Source organism: Granulicatella seriolae (assembly GCF_024543085.1).
Lineage (GTDB): Bacteria > Bacillota > Bacilli > Lactobacillales > Aerococcaceae > Granulicatella > Granulicatella seriolae.
On sequence record NZ_JANHNZ010000003.1, the window covers coordinates 51720 to 71799 of the forward strand.

The window sequence follows — 20080 nt, forward strand, 5'->3', positions numbered from 1 at the left end:
CTGATGAATGAAGTCATATTAGATGTCAAAGATTTACACATTTCATTTAAAACCTACGCTGGACAAGTTCAAGCTATCCGTGGAGTGGATTTCCAATTGAAAAAGGGAGAAACACTTGCCATAGTAGGTGAATCAGGTTCAGGAAAATCGGTTACCACTAGAAGTATCATGCGACTCTTATCCAATAATGCCTCTATTGATGGTGGCTCTATCCTATTTAATGGAGAAGACTTGGTCAACAAATCAGACCGTCAAATGCAAAAAATTCGTGGAAAAGAAATTGCCATGATTTTCCAAGACCCAATGACTTCCTTGAACCCAACTATGAAAATTGGCAAACAAATCGCTGAGCCTATTCTAAAGCATCAAGGGTTATCCAAGGCTCAAGCCTATAAACGAGTAGAAGAACTCTTGGAATTGGTTGGTATTCCTGACCCTAAAACTAGGATGAACCAATACCCGCACCAATTTTCTGGTGGGCAAAGACAACGGATTGTTATTGCCATTGCTTTAGGATGTAATCCAGAAATCCTAATCGCTGATGAACCAACAACTGCCTTGGATGTGACCATTCAAGCACAGATTCTAGAATTAATGAAGGATATCCAAAAACAAGTCGATACGTCTATTATCTTCATTACCCATGACCTAGGCGTGGTTGCCAACGTGGCAGATAGGGTAGCGGTGATGTATGCGGGTAGAATAGTGGAAATGGGATTAGTAGACGAAGTCTTTTACAATCCACAACACCCTTATACTTGGGGACTTTTGAGCTCCATGCCAAGTTTAGAGTCTCATGGTAGCCTTTATGCCATCCCCGGTACACCACCAGATCTATTAGACCCACCAAAAGGAGACGCATTCGCACCTCGAAGCCAATATGCTATGAAGATTGATACGATGAAAGCACCACCTCTTTTCCAAGTTAGCCCAACACATGTAGCCGCTACTTGGTTACTAGATCCACAAGCACCAAAAGTAGTACCACCAGCTGCCATTCAAGCCAGACAAGAAGAGTTTGCAAAAAGAAAGTTACAAGAGCGAGGTGAAGAGTAGATGCTAATCAATGAAGAGTCAAAAAAGCTAGTTCAGGTAAAGAACTTAAAAGTTTACTTTTCATCAGACTCTAAGAATGAAGTTAGAGCCGTTGATGATATCAGTTTTGATATCTATGAGGGTGAAACATTTGGCTTGGTAGGAGAATCCGGTTCCGGAAAATCAACAACCGGTCGTGCCTTGCTAAGACTTTACAACCCAAAAGAAGGGCAAATTCTCTTTGAAGACAAGGATGTTAGCCAAATTAAAAACGGTGCTGAAATGCTAGCCTTTCGTAAAGACGCACAGATGATTTTCCAAGATCCCTATGCTTCTTTGAATGGGCGGATGAAGGTGCAAGATATTATCGCAGAAGGGATGGACATTCACCATCTCGTGTCTTCCAAAGCTGAAAGAAATCATAAGGTGGATGAACTTCTAAAAACAGTAGGGCTAAACCCAGACCATTCCAGTCGATACCCTCATGAGTTTTCAGGTGGACAAAGACAACGGATTGGTATCGCCCGTGCTCTAGCAGTTGATCCTAAGTTTATTGTCTGTGATGAACCTATATCGGCTTTAGACGTTTCAATTCAAGCCCAAGTAGTTAACCTCTTAAAAGAATTGCAAGTAGAAAAGAAACTAACCTATCTTTTTATTGCCCATGACTTGTCCATGGTCAAGTATATCAGTGATCGCATTGCTGTAATGTTCCATGGTAAAATCGTTGAATTAGGTACATCAGAAGATGTTTACAACCGTCCACTTCATGCCTATACCAAGAGTTTATTGTCTGCTATTCCTTTGCCTGACCCAGATTACGAAAGACAACGCAAGAGAATCCATTACCAATGGCAAGTAGACAGTCCAGATAGCGCCTTAAGAGAAATCACGCCTAACCATTTTGTTTACTGTAACCCACAAGAAGCTGAGCGCTTAAAACAAGTTGCAAGTACATTCTAAAATAAAGCATTTACATTTTTTAGAATAAAAAAATGGACTTCTTAGCATAAGTTCTGTAAAATGATTAAGCAGTCTTATGACGCATAAGATAAAAATGATAAGAAGGAGGAGATTACTTTGCCTAAAGAAGAAACCTTAGCAAAAGTATCAAAGATGATTGCTAGTCGTTTTGGAATTGATGAAGATAAAGTGACTCGTGACCTAACTTTCCAAGCAGATCTGGGAGCAGATTCCTTAGATGTTGTTGAATTAGTGATGGAACTTGAAGACGAATTTGGTACGCAAATCTCTGATGAAGATGCGGAAAAAATTATCACAGTTGGAGACGCAGTAGATTATATTGAATCCCAATTAACAGAAGCCTAAAAAACGATAGCCACTCTCTAGGAAACTACTGAGTGGCTATTTTTGATCTATACTCCTAAAAAATAGTCGTTTTATGATTTTTTTCATAAGATCGGAAAGTGGGATTTTTGACCTTTTTCATGGTTTTCCATTGTTTCTGCCGTGCCCATTCATTCTCTGCAGAAGAATTAGTGTATAATGGACTTATTGATTTAAAGGAGGAAGTAACTTGGAGTTAGACTTGAACAGCTTACAGAAACGTATTTTAGATAATAAAAAAAATCATGGCTTTAATACTACTGACATTAAAGTAGAACTACTTTTATTATATGGAGAAGTGAATGAATTGTTTCTAGCGTACTTGAAAAAGGACGAGGCTAATATGGGAGAAGAGTTAGCCGATATCGCGATTTTTCTTTTGGGGATTTCGGAGATGCTCCATGTTGATTTGGGGGAAGAAGTATTAAAGAAAATGGATATCAATGAAAAAAGAGTATATGGTAAAGCTGGTAAAAAAACAGTAATTGAGTAAAAGATGAGATAAGTCACTTAGAGCACTATTTTAGAATTTATTTTGAACAAGGTAACTAGCGTCAATGGGCTTAACATTGAGAACGATTTGATAAAATAATTCTAAGCAAAGAATAAAATGATAGCCACTCCCTAGGAAACTACTGAGTGGCTATTTTTAATAGATAATCCTATAAAATTCAAGAAAATGTCTATTTTGTGATTTTTTCATGAGAAAAAGATTAAATAATATTGTTTTTTTATTGCAATTGTTGAAAATTCTGTTAAACTAACCTTATCAGTTATTTGTCAGACAATTTGATAAATAATTAGAAACAGAAAAAAATGGAGGGCTTTTATGAAAAAGAAATCTTGGTTATTACTATCAACGTTAGCAGTTAGTGTAACGTTAGCTGCTTGTGGCGGCAACCAAACAGAAACAAAAGTCGAAACAAAGAATCCTGAGGTTATTGAACATGAAGGAACAGTCATCCCTGGGGGGACATTAAAATATGCTATCGTAGCTTCTTCACCAAATAAAGGTGTTTTAATCGATGAACTATCTCAAGATACTGGAGATTCAGCAGTTATTGGCTTCATTGATGAATCTATGTTTGAATGGGATGAAAACCGAAAACTCGTCAACACTGGTTTAGCTTCTCTTGATATTGACGTTGATGCTAAAACTATTACTGTAAAATTAAATAAAGAAGATTACAAGTGGTCTGACGGACAACCTGTAACCATTGACGATTATATCTTTGCAACGCATGCTATTGGGAATAAAGATTACCCGGGTGTTCGTTATGATGATGATTATAGAAATATTGTAGGGATGGAAGAGTACCATGCAGGAACTGCTGAAAGCATCTCTGGGATGAAGAAAGTGGACGACTATACTGTTGTCATTTCTTATAAAGAAATGACCCCTTCAATGCAGCTTGCTGGTGGTGCTTTGTCAGCTTACATTATGCCAAAACATATTTTTGAATCAATCCCAATTACAGAATGGGAATCAAGTGAGTACGTTCGTGGAACTAAACATGTTGGCTTAGGTGCCTTCAAAGTTAAAGCTATCACACCAGGTGAAGCTGTAACGGTAGAAAGAAATGAATATTACTACAAAGGTGCTGCTAAGTTAGATGGGGCTGTCATTGAAGTAGTTTCACCACAGAACATTGTTAGTGAGATGAAGGCTGGTAACTACGATATCGCTTCTATGCCAGCTTCTCAATACACAACTTATGCTGATGCAGATAACTTCTCATTAGCTGGAGCGTTGGCAAGTTCATATGAATATGTTGCTTTCCACTTAGGTAAGTTTGACAAAGCAAGTGGAAAAAATATCTATGATCCAAACAGCAAGATGGCTGATAAGAGCCTAAGACAAGCTATGGGATATGCTTTAGATATCGACCAAGTAGGAGAAGCCTTATATAATGGTTTAATGCGTAATGCCAACTCTCTAATTATTCCTTTCTTTAAAGATGTAACGGATACCGAATTAGCGGGTTATAGCTATAAACCAGATGAAGCTAAAAAAATCTTAGACGAAGCTGGCTATAAAGATGTAGATGGTGATGGCCTACGTGAAAATCCAAAAGGTGAAAAACTATCTATCAACTTCGCAGCAAGAACTCGTGACGATGCTAATGAAGCTCTAGTACAACAATATTTGGAATGGTGGAAAGCAATCGGTCTAGATGTTAAACTCTATACTGGTAGAACTCTAGAATTCAATTCTTTCTATGACAAACTTGAAGCTGATGACCCAGAAATTGATATGTATGCAGGTGGTTGGTCTACAGGTTACGATCCAAATCCTTCTGGTTTATATGGTGAAGAAGCTCAATTCAACATGACTCGTTTCGTAAGTGATGAAAATACAAGACTTCTAAACCAAATTGCTTCACTAGAAGCCTTTGACGAAAAGAAAAACAAAGAATTCTACAAAGAATGGCAACAATATGCTTTTGATGAAGCTTTTGCTATTCCAACAATAACAGGTGACTCTGTGACAGCTGTTAACAAACGTGTGAAATACTATGACACTATCCTTGGTAGCGAAAAGAGCAGTTTACACAATTTAGAATTAACAGCTGACAAAGGTCAAGCTGCAACAAACTAATTTATTAGTTAAACGATTATAGAAGATGATAAAAAATAGGCCGACGAATTTCGTTCGGTCTATTTTTTATTAAAAAAAGATGAAGATAACGTAAAAGAATCGTGATTTAATTCTAGGAATTACTTGCAATTCATGGTAAAATATCTTCATGTATGCAAGAAAATAGTAAGAGAAATTTGCATTCATTAAGGAAAAAACATATACTAAATAGTACATTTATAAATCGATATGGTTAAGTTTGTCTTAGTCTTATTAGATTATAGGAAGAGGAGGAACACGTTTGGCTACTGAAAAACCGCTGTTAGAGATTAATGACTTACACGTAGGTTTTCGTATTGGGGATGACTTCTATGACGCTGTTGATGGTGTTTCATTGACCTTAGAGAAAAATGAAATTCTAGCAATCGTAGGAGAATCTGGTTGTGGAAAATCCACACTAGCAACAACCATTATGGGCTTACACAATAAATTAAATACAAAAATCCAAGGAGAAATCCTTTATAAGGACCTTAATCTGAATGATCTGAATGAGGCTCTTTATAATCGTATTCGTGGAAACGATATTGGGATGATCTTCCAAGACCCATTGGCATCGTTGAACCCTTTGATGACAATTGGTGCTCAAATTGATGAGGCTCTTGTTTATCATACACAATTAAATGAATCTGAAAGAAGAGACCGTGTCTTAGAACTACTGACACAGGTTGGTATCCCTAATCCACAAAGAACCTATAAACAATTTCCTCATGAGTTATCTGGAGGTATGCGTCAACGGGTTGTGATTGCTATTGCTCTTTCTTGTAAACCTCCTATTATTATTGCCGATGAACCAACGACTGCACTTGACGTAACGATTCAGGCGCAAATTCTTGATTTACTGAATGAGATTCAAGAAGAGACAGAGTCTGGTATCATTTTGATTACTCATGATTTGGGAGTAGTTGCCGAAACGGCTGACAGAGTGGCTGTCATGTATGCTGGGCAGTTTGTAGAAGTTGGTTCAGTGGAAGAAATCTTTACTAATCCAAAACACCCTTATACTCGTTCTCTATTGCAATCCATTCCTCAAGGAGACGATGATAATAGTTTAGAAAGACCAAAAGATTTGCATGTGATTCAAGGGACTGTTCCTCCTCTACCTAAATTACCAAGAAGAGGTTGCCGTTTTGCACCTAGAATTCCTTGGATTGCTGTAGATGAACATGAAGAAGACCCACAATTACATGAAGTATTACCAGGGCATTTTGTTCGTTGTACTTGTTATAGACATTTTCACTTTGAAGAGGAGGCCAACTAGATGGGATTTGTTGAAATTAAAGATTTAAAAGTACATTATCCAATTCGTAGTGGATTCTTCAACCGAGTGACCGACCATGTCTATGCGGTAGACGGTGTCAATATGGAGATTGAAGAAGGGAAAACATATGGTCTAGTAGGAGAGTCTGGTTCTGGTAAATCTACCATTGGTAAAGCCATCATTGGCTTAGAACCGATTACTTCTGGATCAGTTTTCTATGAAGGAGAAGATGTTACCAATAAGGCTAGAAAGCGTGATTCAGCCTACAACCGTAACGTTCAAATGATCTTCCAAGATTCGTTATCTAGTTTTAACCCTAAGAAGAGAATTTTAGACATTATTGCAGAACCAATTCGTAACTTCGACCGTTTGTCACCTGAAGAGGAAAAACGCAAAGTTTCAGAATTATTAGATATTATTGGCTTGAGTGATGAAGCCTTAGCTAAGTATCCGCACCAATTCTCTGGTGGACAACGCCAACGGATAGGGGTAGCTCGTGCCATTGCAAGTAACCCTCGTTTGATTATTGCGGATGAACCTGTATCTGCACTAGATTTATCCGTTCAAGCACAGGTCTTAAACTACATGAAACGAATTCAAGAAGAGTATAACTTAAGCTACTTGTTCATTTCCCATGATTTGGGTGTAGTGAAACATATGTGTGACTACCTATCCATTATGTACCGTGGACGGTTTGTAGAAGTTGGGGGTAAACAAGACATTTATGGTGACCCACAACATATTTATACCAAAAGATTATTGTCTGCAATTCCTTCTATTGACCCTGTCAACCGCCAGGCAAATAAAGAAAGACGTATTGCTACAGAACTTGAATACCAAAATAATCATAGTCACTATTATGATGAAAAGGGTAGAGTATATGATTTGCAAAGATTATCAGATACTCATGCCGTAGCCTTACGCCCAGAAGGAGGACAATAAGATGTGGAAAACAATTCTTCGACGTGTATTATTAATGATTCCTCAAGTTATTATCTTGAGTATTATCGTGTTTGCTATCGCTAAAATGATGCCCGGTGACCCGTTTTCTGGAATGATTACACCTGATACTGATCCAGCTACCATTGAGGCACTTCGTCAACAATATGGCTTTTATGACCCAATCCATGTCCAATATTTCCGTTGGGTGGGGGATGCTTTACAAGGTGATTTTGGAATGAGTTATACCTACCGTTTACCAGTTACTAGATTAATCGGTGAACGAATTACCAATACGATTTGGTTATCATTAGTTACTTTAATCATCACTTATTCTATTTCTCTTCCTTTAGGGATGCTAGCTGGACGCTACCAAAACTCTTGGATTGACCGTTTTGTGGTTGTCTATACCTTTATCACTTATTCAATTCCAGTCTTCGTATTCGCCCTAATCCTCTTATGGTTATTTGGATACACATTAAACTGGTTCCCAACACGTGGTTCAGTAATGTCAGGGATTCCGGCGGGCACTTTTTCTTATTACCTCAGCCGCTTCCACCATCTATTATTACCGGCCTTTACCATGGCTATCTTATCGACGACCGGTACGGTGCAGTACTTACGTACAGGGGTTATTGATGCGAAGAGCCAAGACTATGTTCGTACAGCCAGAGCTAAAGGGGTTCCAGAACGTGTTGTTTACAACAGACATATCTTCCGTAACTCTATCTTGCCAATCGCAGCATTCTTTGGTTATGAGTTAACGGGGTTAATCACAGGTTCGGTCTTTATTGAAACCATCTTCTCTTACCCAGGGATGGGGAACTTATTTATCTCAGCGATTACATCACGTGACTACAGTGTTATCTTGGCACTAATGCTCTTGTTTGGTCTAGCCACCTTACTGGGTACCTTGTTATCTGATATTATCATGAGTATTGTCGACCCACGTATCCGCGTACAATAAAAGAAGGAGGTTTTCGTAGATATGGAGCAACAAAATATGAACATGCAAGAAGAAATAGAAATGGAAACAAATGAAGCTACCCCTACACCACCTGCCGGATTTCAAGTAATTGTACGTGAATTCGCTAAAGATAAAGTGGCAATGGCAGCTTTAATTATACTAATTACATTATTGCTAGCTATTTTTATCGGTGCTTTATTTATAGATACAGAATCAGCCATGAAGGTTAATCTCTTGTCACGCTTTAAAGCACCAGGTGGACAATATATACTTGGAACTGATGAAGGTGGGCGTGATGTCTTCCTACAAATGATAATCGGTGCACGTAATTCTATCGTTATCGGATTTTCAATTACAATTATTACTAGTATTATCGGGGTATCAATTGGTATCATCTCTGGTTATTTTGGTGGTGCAATTGATTCAGTTATTATGCGTATTGTAGACTTTATCATGATTTTACCGACATTGATGATTATTATCGTTTTTGTAACGATTATTCCAACCTACAGTGTATATCACTTTGTCCTTATCATGAGTGCTTTCTACTGGACAGGGAAAGCTCGGTTAATTCGAAGCAGAACCTTGTCGGAAGCAAGACTTGATTATGTGAATGCCTCAAAAACACTAGGTTCAAGCAATATACAGATTATGCTTCGTGAAATCCTGCCAAACTTAAGCTCACTGATCATTGTTAACTTGACCTTAAGTTTTGCTGGTAATATCGGTATTGAAACTGGTTTGAGTTACTTAGGGTTCGGTTTGCCATACACTAGTCCAAGTTTAGGCACCTTGATTTCTGCAGCCAAAACAGCAGACATCATCGAGAACAAAACATGGATTTGGTTGCCAGCAGCGCTATTGATATTGGTTATGATGTTGTGTATCAACTATATCGGTCAAGCACTTCAACGTGCAGCTGACTCAAAACAACGTTTAGGATAAGATCATACAAAGAAAGGTGGTCTCACGGAGATGTGGGAGCCGCCTTTTTTTGTTTGGCTGTACTTGCTTGCTTTTCTTATTGGTTTATGAAGTAAAATACGGTACAATAGAGAGGTATTCATATAGGAAGGTGTCGATGAATTATGACCAATATTACAGATGCGATTGACCAATTGTTTGAGGAAAAAGGTTTGCCCTTAAAAAAAGAGCAAGCTGCTGATGGAAACTTTGTCTATAATGGCATGTTTACGCTTCAACCAAATAAGCCCATTCATTTTAGTTTAGTTGTGCAAAACCAAGAGGACGTAGCCGATTACCAGGTTGTCTTTGATGAGTTAGCATTTGTGACTAGTTTTGATAAAAAGGCTGCTGTTTTAGAAAGGCTTAATGCTTTAAATATTTCCCAAACAGCTCATTATACGGCGATTCTAGCTGCTGATGGGGAAATCTATATTAGAGTAGTTTCAAGAATTTCAAAGGAAAATGTCAAACCACTTTATGATATTATGGTAGTCGGTTCCAGCATTGCCTACCAGTTATTGCCAAACCTAGCTGAGGTTATTTAGCATGAACAAGCTTAAAAGCTATCATCAACAAATTCGTCCTTGGGATGTGTGGATTGTTTTGGCGCTCTTAGTTTTGTCATTTTTACCAAATGTACTCTTTGCCTTGCAAGAGGCTAGGGCTGCTGATGCTAAAAATAATGCTCAAGTGATTGCTGTCATTACCATTGATGGGCAGGAGGTTAAGCGAGTTGCTCTTACCGAAGAGACTCCCAATGAGCTCTTCACCTATTATCCACATGACAACCAGTACAATATTATCGAAGTTGATGGGACTCGTATTCGGGTTAAAGAGGACAATAGTCCCGACCAGATTGCGGTGCGTACGGGCTGGATATCTAAGCCGGGGCAAACAAGTATTTGTTTGCCACATGGTTTAATGATTGAAATTATTTCTAACACGGGTCAGGTAGACGATACGATTATACCTTTATAACAAAAGCTAATTCGCTTCTCGAAACTAGAAGAGGATTAGCTTTTCTTTCATAAATTCAATTGAAAAGGATGTTACTTTACGATGAAAAAACGACTGATATTAGCTGAAAAACCTTCAGTAGCCAAAGATATCGCCCGCGTCCTACATTGCACACAGGCTAAAAATGGCTATTTTGAAGGTAAAGATAGCATTGTGACTTGGGCTTTGGGCCACTTAGTCACACTTGCTGAACCAGAGTTTTATGACCAAAAATACAAGACCTGGAACTTAGACGACCTACCTATGTTACCAGATAAAATGAAGTTGACCGTTATGAAGCAGACGTCAAAACAATTCAATCAAGTCAAATCACTCTTGCACCGCCAAGATGTGGGTGAGATTATTATAGCGACTGATGCAGGACGAGAAGGGGAGCTAGTGGCCCGTTGGATTATTGTACAGGCTAAAGTTAATAAACCTATGAAACGTTTGTGGATTTCTTCTGTTACCGATAAGGCCATTAAGGAAGGCTTTCAGAAGCTAAAACCTGCTGCTAAGTATTATTCTCTTTATGAAGCAGCTCAAGCTCGTGCACAGGCGGATTGGTATGTTGGTCTAAATGTTACGAGAGCTCTAACTACCAAGTTTAACGCCTCGTTAAACAGTGGTCGTGTTCAAACACCAGTTGTAGCTATGGTGGCAAAAAGAGAAGAAACCATACGAAATTTTAAAGAAAAGTCATTCTATGGTATCAAGTTAATCACTAAGTCAGGTGACATCTTCATTTGGAAAGAGGGCAAAGGGATTGATCGCTTCAATCGTCAAGCGGTTCAGGAAAAACTAAAGACTTTAGAGGGCAAGCCTGCTAAAGTTAGTCACCTGAATCAGTCCAAAAAACAGAAGAAGGCACCTTTATTGTTTGATCTAACGGAATTGCAGCGAGAAGCCTTCCAAAAATTTGGCTATAGTCCAAAGGAAACCTTGAACATTTGTCAGAGCTTATATGAGAGCCACAAGGTTTTAACTTATCCTCGGACAGATTCCAGGTATTTAAGTTCGGATATGGCTGAGACTATAGGAGATCGCTTAAAAGCGGTTTTGACGAATGATTTTAAGGAATACCGCTACTTACTAAAACAGTCTGTTCCTAAGTCTAACAAGGCTATCTTTAATGACCAAAAAGTTTCTGACCACCATGCTATCATACCGACAGAAGTGGCCATACCAAGATCTCGCTTGAGTCAAAAGGAATTGGCGATATACGACTTGGTTGTCAAACGATTTATCGCTGTATTTTTAGCCGATCAAATGGTGGAGGAAAGAGAGATAGAGCTGGTTGTTGCTGGTGAAACATTCACCCTTAAAAACCAAGTGACCCTCCAAGTAGGTTGGACGGCAGTTTACGACAAAGGAGAAAAGGAGAGCAAAACTCTTTACCACTATAAGCTTGGTGAGCAGGTTTCAGTTGACCATCTCCAAGAAACAGTCGGCTCCACCAAGGCACCAGCATACTTCAACGAGGCAACTTTACTGTCTGCTATGGAAAATCCCACTGCTTTTATGCAAACGGAAGATAAGTTACTCAAAGAGACTTTGAAAAAAACTGGAGGGCTAGGCACTGTAGCAACGCGAGCGGACATCATGGATAAACTATTTTCCTCCTTCCTATTGGAGAAAAAAGGGCAGGCCATAATGACGACCAGCAAAGGCAAGCAATTGCTTGACCTAGTACCCCAAGCCATGAAATCTCCCGAATTAACCAGTCAATGGGAAATTCAACTTGGTCAGATTGAAGAAGGAAGCCTGTCCAAGGATGAATTCATCAAAAACATCAAACATTACACCAAGGACTTAGTTAGCGAAATTAAAAAAAGCCAAGAGAATTTCAAACACGATAACTTATCAGGTAAAAAATGCCCCGACTGTGGCAAAGCCTTGCTTGAAGTTAATGGTAAGAAAGGGAAACTTTTGGTTTGCCAAGACCGAGAGTGTGGCTACCGTAAGAATCTAGCTCGTATAACCAACTCTCCATGCCCACAATGTAGAAAGAAACTTAGTCTAGTTGGAGAGGGTGAGGGTCAATTATTTGTCTGCTCTTGTGGTTACCGAGAAAAATATAGTCATTTTATAGAACGGAAAAAAGGCAAATCTGGCGGTAAAGCAGACAAAAGAAGTGTTCAAAATTATCTAAAAAAACAGAATAAGGAAGAACCTATTAACAACGCTTTGTTTGAAGCCTTAAAAGATTTTAAATAAGAAATTAAAAAATAATGAGATTTTGCTTGATGTTAAGTTCACAATAAGGGATAATTAGGTTAGAAAGTATTTATTAAAAAAGAAGGAGAGGAAGAACTATGCTTAATAGGCTTGTAAGACGAGTTTTCCCACTACTATCAATACTTACTATCATTGTAATTATTGGTTGTAGCCCTAAGACAAGTACCTCTAACCAAGAGTCGACACAAGAAGTTACCTTATCCACTTCATCTGATATTCCTTCAATGAATATGACAGTAGCAACGGATTTGGTTTCCTTTAATGTCATGAATAATGTTTTCGAAGGCTTATACACAAAAGATAAGGATGGAAAAACGATACCGGCACTTGCCAGTAAAACAGATATCAGTAAAGATTTCTTGACCTATACCTTTCACTTAAGAAAAGATGCCAAATGGTCTAATGGGGATCCAGTGACTGCCAAAGATTTTGTTTTCTCATGGCGTAAAATGGTGGACCCAGCTGTTGCTTCAGGGTACGGCTATATGTATGATGGCTTAATCGCTAATGCAACAGAGATAATCAATAGTAAGCAAGACCTATCAACATTAGGCGTTGAAGCAGTGGATGATAATACACTCAAAGTAACTTTGACTCAACCAACGACCTATTTCTTGGACCTTTTATCCTTACCATTCTTTTTCCCTATGAATCAGACCTTTGTAGAAGCTCAAGGAGATGACTATGGGGCTAGCTCAGAGCATTTGGTCTACAACGGACCATTTCTTATGAAGGATTGGGATGCGGCTAAGGGTGGTTCTTGGATTCTAACCAAAAATCCTGACTATTACGACCATGACAAGATTAAAGTAGACAAGGTTACTGTTAGGGTTATTGCGACAGAAACAACTAATGTTAACCTCTATGAAAATAAGCAATTAGACTATGTAGCCCTGTCTGGAGATTATATAGATCAGTACAAAGATAGAAAAGATTTTCACTCTAGATTGGAAAGTACCTCTAACTTTATTGAGCTAAACCACACCAATCCTATTTTGGCTAATCAAAATGTTCGCCAAGCCTTAACCCAATCCATTAATATGGCTAGCTATGCACAAGATATTATGAAGGACGGCTCTGTTCCAATCTATGGGTTTGTTCCAAGTGGTTTGGCTTATAACCCAAACACTAGCGAGGATTTCCGTAAAGAATCTGGTGATTTGACCTCATATAATCCAGAACAAGCCAAAGAAGCTTGGGCAATTGCTTTATCAGAGATGCAAACGGATAGTGTTACTTTGACCTTGACCACATCGGACACCGATAAGTCTAAAAAAGTAGCCGAATATATCCAGGACCAGCTACAAACAACTTTGCCAGGTCTAACGATTATTGTGAAACCAGTTCCCTTTAAGGTAAAACAAACCAACATCCGCAGTGGTGACTTTGAGATGGCTATGTCCAACTGGATAGCTGATTTTGCAGATCCAGTTAACTATGTGGAAAGGTTTCATTCAGGTATTACCCGTGGCAAATACAAATTTGATGATGTGGATGCCTTGCTTGACCAAGCAAAAGCTGCATATGGAGACCCTATAAAACGCTGGGAACTATTAGTTAAGGCGGAACAAGTAGCAATTGGGCAACATTATGTACAGATTCCACTTTATCAGACGGCGACCGCATATCTGCTAAATCCAAACGTTCATGACATCTATTTACCAGTATTTGGAAGCGAAAATTATCGTTATATTACCATTAGTCAGTAAAGGACATATCTTGTTGGCTTTTGGAAATTACAGGAGGCAATATGATAAAAGTAGTCCAATCAACCACTAGTTTTTTATTTACGAACCCAGACGAGCATCCCATCAAGTCAGCATTATACGAACAAGATTATCAAAAAAAGTACTACAAATTGAGCCATCAACAGGTCATGGAACTATATGATGATTTGTTGGTGGATTCGGAGGCTCTGTTTGGTGAGCGAGTTGAGGTTCTAGAAGAAAAGGGCATCTATTCAAAAGTGGCGCTTTGCAATCAAGGCCAGCCCAACAGTAGTTATGCAAGTCTAGGTTATATCGGCTGGATGTTTACTAGGGATTTGGCTGAAGATCATGAAGAAAAGCCTTCAGATCAATATCTGGTTATAACCGACAAATCTGCCTATGGGGAAATTTATTCCATGGGCAGTAGTGCTTTTGAGAGCCAAGGTCTTGTAGATATTCAGCTATCCATTGGAGTCGTTTTGGCGATAGTTGGTCAAGATGAGAAGAATTATATGGTTGCTTCACCACTTGGTAGCTTAACCATTTCTAAGCGGTTTACGAGGGTTTTAAATGGAAATCTACATTATGAAGATAGACGGCATATCGTGGACTTAGCTAAGACATTTCTAGATTTACCTTATGTTTGGGCTGGGATTTCTACTGTAGGTTTTGACTGTAGTGGTTTTATGCTGACTTTGTATCGTACCTTTAATATTTGGCTGAATCGTGATGCTCAATTTCAAGCACTTCAAGGAACAGTGGTCTCTATAGAAGATGCCCAAGAAGGCGACCTCTTATTTTTCGCTTATCTTGAAGGGGATGAGAAAGGTTTTATTCATCATGTGGGCATGTATCTGGGCGATTATCATATGATTCATTCGCAAACACCAGGCTCAAAGGTTCAAATAGATGACATTCGTGGCACCAAATATGAAAGGGAATTAATTACCATTCGTAGTTTTTTACCAAACGCAAGTGATGTGAAGGGAAGTAAGTAAATTGAAAATACCCGCAATTGATTTTCATTGTGATACCTTATTAAAGGCTTTTGAAGAAAATCAGCCTGACCTATATCAAAACAATTACCAACTGGATTGGAAAAGTCTATTAGTCAATCAGGCCAAGGCACAATTTATGGCGATTTTTCTTTTGCCTCTTGAAGAAATGCAGTCTTATGGGATTAGTGATGATGAGTATGTTCAATCCTTAATGGCTATTTATCAGGAAAATGTAAGCAAGTATGCCTCGTTTTTGAAACATTGCAATAATTATGAGGATTATCTTGAAGCACAGGCTAGTGGTAAACTTGCAACATTCTTGACCCTAGAGGATGGTCGCAGCATTCAAGGAGATATGTCAAAGTTGGAGGATTATTATGAAAAGGGCGTTCGTTTAATTACCTTGACATGGAATCATGAAAACTGTATAGGTTATCCCAATAGTAGCCAGGCTAATCTCATGTCTAAAGGCTTGAAAAAGTTTGGTTTTGATGTCATAGAGCGGATGCAAGAGCTGGGTATGATGGTGGACGTCTCACATTTATCAGATGGAGGTTTCTGGGATGTCATTGAACATCATAAATCACCAATCTTGGCTTCTCATTCTAATTGTCGTAGTTTGGTCAATCATCCTAGAAATTTGACCGACCCTATGATTAAGGCCATCGCTGAAAAAGGCGGTGTTGTTGGCTTAAATTTTGCACCAACCTTTCTTGACAGTACTATGGCCCATCCTTATGGTAGCGTCGAAAAAATGAGCGCTCATGTCAGACATTTGATAAAGGTTGGGGGAGAAGATATTGTTGCTCTAGGGAGTGACTTTGATGGTATTTCTGGTAAACATGAAATTAAAGATGCCAGCATGTTAAATCTATTGTCTCAGCAATTAAAAAAAGATGGCTTAACGAACCGACAGATGGATAAGTTTCATTTTCAAAATGCACAAGGCTTTTTAAAACATATTATGAACTAGGAGGATACAAAATGGATAAGGTAAGACTTATTTCTGTCTTGGAAGAGCAGCTTAAAGCAGCGCCATTTGAGGTTGCGGTTGCGATGGATTTTAGTCCATCAGATAATGAGCCGTTCTTTGTCCAAAAGAATCGTCAATTTCATTCTGCCAGTATGTTGAAACTCTTTATCGTGGGAACTTGTTTTCAAGAGATTGAAGCTGGACGCTTGAGTTTAAGCCAACAGATTCCTATACCAAGTCATCGAGTCGGTGGTGGTGGCCCAATGGAATGGATGCCTAGTATAAGGAAGCTAAGCCTAGAAGAACTATTAGCCCTGACGATTGTTTATAGTGACAATGATACAAGTAATTACTTGATTGATTTACTAGGCATAAAAACCATTCAAAAATGGATTGATGCGCATGGGTTTGGGCAAACACGAATAGAGAGAAAGTTTATGGATTATGTGGCACGTGATTCTGGGCTACATAACTACACAAGTGTTGGAGATTGCTATCGCTTTTTTAAGTTGTTAGCTAAGGGAGAGCTTGCATCAAAAGAGTCTAATCAAAAGATGATGCATTTCCTGCTAAATCAAGCTAATAATGGTAAAATTCCTCGCTTTTTGAACCCATCTATATTATTTGCTCATAAAACTGGCGAGATGGATGGCATCGAACATGATGGTGGGATTCTAATAAAAGATGACAAGCAATTAGTTTTTTGTGTTTTGACTCATGGAGAATGCCATAGTAATCAACTGATTAACTGGATTAGTGACTTTAGTCGAACTTATTTTGACATGGTGGTCTATGAGGAATTAGGACTAGATAAAGAGTCTGTATGAAAATAAAATAAAAGAGTTCCCGAGAAACATATCAGAAATCAGAACGGTGGCACCGCCGAAAGCCTTGGTCTTTCGGCTTAGCTGTCTACGTGACTGGAAAGGTGCTGGGCAAAAACTCCATAATGATTAATATTTATATTTAAATCACAAAAGAGTTTGGCGAAAATCTTACCAGAAATGAGAACGGTGCATCGCCGTGAGCCGAGGTCTCACTGGCTTAACTGTCTACGTGGCTGTAATCGGCTAAAGCCGAAACATCCACTGTGCGTCAGCTATGCTTTACACCGTTATTTCTGGTAAGATTTTCGCCAAACTCTTTTGTTTAAATAGCAGCAAGGACTTTTTGCCCAGCCCCAACAGTCACTGTGCGTCAGCTATGCTTTACATCGTTATTCTGATATGTTTCTCGGGAACTCTTTTAGGGCTTAAAAATGTATGCTATTCTTTAGTAACTTTTGCCCAACACCAACTCGATTACTTTGAGGAGTTTTTTTAAAACATGTCATTCAATAAAAAAGAGCCAATACTTGTATAACGGCAAGTGAAAGGCTCTTTTTTATGTTTAAATCCAAGTATGTCCTTGTGATGTTAGTAGGTCATAGCTGGCTTGTGGTCCCATTTGACCGGATGCGTAGTTAGGAAATTCGCAGGCTGGTTTAGCGTCCCAAGCTTGACGAATGCGGTCAACATATTGCCATGATGCTGCGACTTCTTCCCAGTGTGTAAAGTTGGTCATGTCACCTGTCATACAGTCCAGAATTAAGCGTTCATATGCTTCTGGACTGCTTAGGGCAAAGTTTTTATCGAAGATTTTTTCGAGATGACTAGATTGCAATTCAAAACTTTGGCCGACTGCCTTAGAATTGATGATAAAACAAAAGCCTTCTTTAGGTGTGATATGAATTGAGATACGGTTAGCAGACACATCATGCTTTGCTACTTGAGAAAAAAGGGTCGATTCAGCTGGCTTAAATTCCACATGAATCACTGTTTTCTTACAGCCCATGCTCTTACCAGTTCGAATGTAGAATGGTACGCCAGCCCAACGTTCATTAGCGATTTCAATCCGTCCAGCAACAAAGGTTTCCATATCGGAATGGTCATCTACATTAGCATCTTGACGGTAGCCTTCTTCCTTGCCATCTTCGGAAGGACCGTATTGACCTCGAATAAAAGTTTGACTAATCTCTTCGAGTCCTTCTTGCTTGAGTGATTTAAGAACATCTATTTTTTTCTGTCTAACATCAGCAAATGACGTAGGTGGCTCCATGGCTACAAGGGCAAGGATTTGTAGGATATGATTTTGTACCATATCTCTTAAAGCACCACTTTTTTCATAATAACCACCACGTTCTTCAACACCAACTTCCTCAGCTAGAGTAATTTGAACATTGGAAATGTATTCTTTTGACCATAAGGCCTCAAAGACCCGGTTGGCAAACCTTACCGCAGAGATGTTTTGAATCATCTCTTTACCCAAGTAGTGGTCGATACGGTAGATCTGGTCTTCATCAAAGGAGAGACGTAACTGTTCATTTAATGCAGAAGCAGATTGATAATCTCGACCAAATGGTTTTTCAATAATCAAGCGATTGTAGCCATTAGTGGTTAGTAGTTCTTCGTCTTTTAAGTGCTGTGTAATGGTGCCGAAGAAGTCGGGCGCCATGGCCAGGTAAAAAATACGATTACCATCTAAGCTGTATTCCTTGTCTAAAGACTTGGACAGTTCTTTCAGGTAAACATAGTGTTGCGTGTCATTGACATTGTGAGGCAGGTAGTAGAAATGAGAAGCAAAGGCTTCAGCATCCTGAGGTGAATCGATTAGAGATGCCACTGATTCTAAAACGACAGAACGGAAAAAATTGTCATCCCATTCTCTTCTAGCTGTCCCAATAACTGCAAAATGGTCTTTTAAATATCCTTTTTTATAAAGTCGGAAAAGTGCTGGATACAACTTGCGTTTTGCTAAATCTCCTGTAGCACCAAATAGGGTAATTAAGGTATGATGCTCTTCCATAGTATTCCTCCTTAAACTAAATCATTCAATCAGAAAATTTACGATAGACTTGTCACATAAATTAATTATAGCTTTATCAGCTATCATGAGACAGATTCTATCTGTAAAAATTTCTATCTCATTTAGTTTAATTTAATCAAAGTGAAATGTCTATGTAAAAGTTCTGGTCTCAAGAGAAAAGTAGGATAAATTTTAATAAGTCTTTTTAAAATATTGCTATTTATATTCTACTGCATTAGACTATTAGGTAAGGAGTTGATTATCATACGCGAGATAGAATTTTTAAGCATTAGTATTCGCACCCCGCAAAAATTGTGGCGGGTTTTTAAAGAGCCATTGGTGACCAGTCGTTGGATTATATCTTTATTAACGTTTATTCTAATGATACCTAGTATTTTTAGTACGCTTACTTATATTAAACAGTTTCAAAGTGATTTGTTAGACTTATCTGAAAAAATTCCTGAGTTTTCCATTGTAGATGGTAAACTGAAGACAGAGGACAGCAGTGTCAAAGGCTTTGTCTTTCAGGCTGATGCTTTTATTTTTACTTTTGATCCAAGTGGGACAACCACTAAAGAGGATATTTCATTGGAGGCAGGGAATTTATACCCTAGTGCAGGCTTGTTGGCTGACCAACTCTATGTTGATTTATCTGTTATTGATAGAACTTTTTCTTATGCCGACATACCTCAATTAAATAAAGGGGTTGTCAGCACTTTTATCAAGACTTTTTCAAGACAAATCTGGATTGGTTTTGCTGTTTTCATTTTGATTTTCTATATTATTCTATTGCTCTATGTTTTAGCGTCGGTCTATTTCTTGTATTGGATTAATCGAATAATGTTCAGAATTGCCAACCAAAACCAAGAAATGTATACTTTCAAGCAATTATGGCAGTTTTCATTAGGGAGTGTGGTATTACCAATTATTCTGTATTCCGTTATGCTTTTACTGGGGGTGGTTGTTGCTGATTTACCTATTCTTATGGGGATTTTTGCAATGATTACTTTTTACCTAGTCTATACTGACCCAAATAGGCAGAAGCCTTGATGAATTTGATTCGCATCTAGCCCCTAACTTACTCGCATGTATGGAGTGAGTTAGGGGTTGTTTTTATTTGTGGTTCAAGTTGCCAGATAATCGGTCAGAAATAATGATGTATTAGCATAGCT

At 38.5% G+C, this 20080-nt stretch carries 18 protein-coding genes; 17 read left to right on the plus strand and 1 reads right to left on the minus strand.

The features are described 5' to 3' along the window. Window positions 1–3: 3 nt before the first annotated feature. The 16 genes from NPA36_RS04175 (at window position 4) to NPA36_RS04250 (ending at window position 16891) form a co-directional block, all read left to right on the plus strand. Window positions 4–1056 (plus strand): ABC transporter ATP-binding protein, encoded by a 1053-nt coding sequence (locus tag NPA36_RS04175; RefSeq protein WP_256944853.1) that lies wholly within the window; start codon window positions 4–6, stop codon window positions 1054–1056. A 6-nt stretch (window positions 1057–1062) separates the two neighbouring features. After that, on the plus strand, window positions 1063–1998 hold the full coding sequence (locus tag NPA36_RS04180) for an ABC transporter ATP-binding protein (RefSeq protein WP_256945047.1): 936 nt from the start codon (window positions 1063–1065) through the stop codon (window positions 1996–1998). Between the two features lie 117 nt (window positions 1999–2115). After that, a complete protein-coding gene (acpP, locus tag NPA36_RS04185; protein WP_256944854.1) occupies window positions 2116–2364 on the plus strand; it encodes an acyl carrier protein in 249 nt (82 codons plus the stop codon). A 208-nt stretch (window positions 2365–2572) separates the two neighbouring features. Further along, window positions 2573–2875: a nucleoside triphosphate pyrophosphohydrolase family protein gene (locus NPA36_RS04190; protein WP_256944855.1), complete on the plus strand. Its 303-nt coding sequence runs from the start codon at window positions 2573–2575 to the stop codon at window positions 2873–2875. A 336-nt stretch (window positions 2876–3211) separates the two neighbouring features. Beyond that, window positions 3212–4981, plus strand: coding sequence for an oligopeptide ABC transporter substrate-binding protein (locus NPA36_RS04195; protein WP_256944856.1), 1770 nt, complete (start codon window positions 3212–3214; stop codon window positions 4979–4981). Window positions 4982–5261: 280 nt separating this feature from the next. Beyond that, the gene (locus NPA36_RS04200) at window positions 5262–6278 is read left to right on the plus strand and encodes an ABC transporter ATP-binding protein (RefSeq protein WP_256944857.1); all 1017 of its coding nucleotides are present in this window, start codon (window positions 5262–5264) and stop codon (window positions 6276–6278) included. Beyond that, window positions 6279–7220, plus strand: coding sequence for an ATP-binding cassette domain-containing protein (locus NPA36_RS04205; protein ID WP_256944858.1), 942 nt, complete (start codon window positions 6279–6281; stop codon window positions 7218–7220). Window position 7221: 1 nt separating this feature from the next. Then, window positions 7222–8184: an oligopeptide ABC transporter permease gene (gene opp4B / locus NPA36_RS04210; RefSeq protein WP_256944859.1), complete on the plus strand. Its 963-nt coding sequence runs from the start codon at window positions 7222–7224 to the stop codon at window positions 8182–8184. A gap of 36 nt (window positions 8185–8220) precedes the next feature. Then, window positions 8221–9129 (plus strand): ABC transporter permease, encoded by a 909-nt coding sequence (locus NPA36_RS04215; RefSeq protein WP_256945048.1) that lies wholly within the window; start codon window positions 8221–8223, stop codon window positions 9127–9129. A 143-nt stretch (window positions 9130–9272) separates the two neighbouring features. After that, the gene (locus tag NPA36_RS04220) at window positions 9273–9695 is read left to right on the plus strand and encodes a hypothetical protein (RefSeq protein WP_256944860.1); all 423 of its coding nucleotides are present in this window, start codon (window positions 9273–9275) and stop codon (window positions 9693–9695) included. Window position 9696: 1 nt separating this feature from the next. Then, the gene (locus tag NPA36_RS04225; protein ID WP_256944861.1) at window positions 9697–10128 is read left to right on the plus strand and encodes a NusG domain II-containing protein; all 432 of its coding nucleotides are present in this window, start codon (window positions 9697–9699) and stop codon (window positions 10126–10128) included. Window positions 10129–10209: 81 nt separating this feature from the next. Then, window positions 10210–12363 (plus strand): DNA topoisomerase III, encoded by a 2154-nt coding sequence (locus NPA36_RS04230; RefSeq protein WP_256944862.1) that lies wholly within the window; start codon window positions 10210–10212, stop codon window positions 12361–12363. A 98-nt stretch (window positions 12364–12461) separates the two neighbouring features. Next, a complete protein-coding gene (locus NPA36_RS04235; RefSeq protein WP_256944863.1) occupies window positions 12462–14093 on the plus strand; it encodes a peptide ABC transporter substrate-binding protein in 1632 nt (543 codons plus the stop codon). A 41-nt stretch (window positions 14094–14134) separates the two neighbouring features. Beyond that, window positions 14135–15091 (plus strand): C40 family peptidase, encoded by a 957-nt coding sequence (locus NPA36_RS04240; RefSeq protein WP_256944864.1) that lies wholly within the window; start codon window positions 14135–14137, stop codon window positions 15089–15091. Between the two features lies 1 nt (window position 15092). Further along, window positions 15093–16064, plus strand: coding sequence for a dipeptidase (locus tag NPA36_RS04245; RefSeq protein ID WP_256944865.1), 972 nt, complete (start codon window positions 15093–15095; stop codon window positions 16062–16064). 11 nt (window positions 16065–16075) lie between these two features. Continuing rightward, a complete protein-coding gene (locus NPA36_RS04250; RefSeq protein ID WP_256944866.1) occupies window positions 16076–16891 on the plus strand; it encodes a serine hydrolase in 816 nt (271 codons plus the stop codon). Window positions 16892–17453: 562 nt separating this feature from the next. On the opposite strand, the gene zwf is transcribed toward NPA36_RS04250, so the two are convergent. Next, window positions 17454–18908 carry a glucose-6-phosphate dehydrogenase gene (gene zwf, locus NPA36_RS04255; RefSeq protein WP_256944867.1) on the minus strand — a complete coding sequence of 485 codons (1455 nt, stop codon included), beginning with the start codon at window positions 18906–18908 and terminating at the stop codon, window positions 17454–17456. A 255-nt stretch (window positions 18909–19163) separates the two neighbouring features. Between zwf and NPA36_RS04260 the strand changes: the two genes are divergently transcribed. After that, window positions 19164–19958: a DUF1189 domain-containing protein gene (locus NPA36_RS04260; RefSeq protein WP_256944868.1), complete on the plus strand. Its 795-nt coding sequence runs from the start codon at window positions 19164–19166 to the stop codon at window positions 19956–19958. The last annotated feature ends 122 nt before the right edge of the window (window positions 19959–20080 follow it).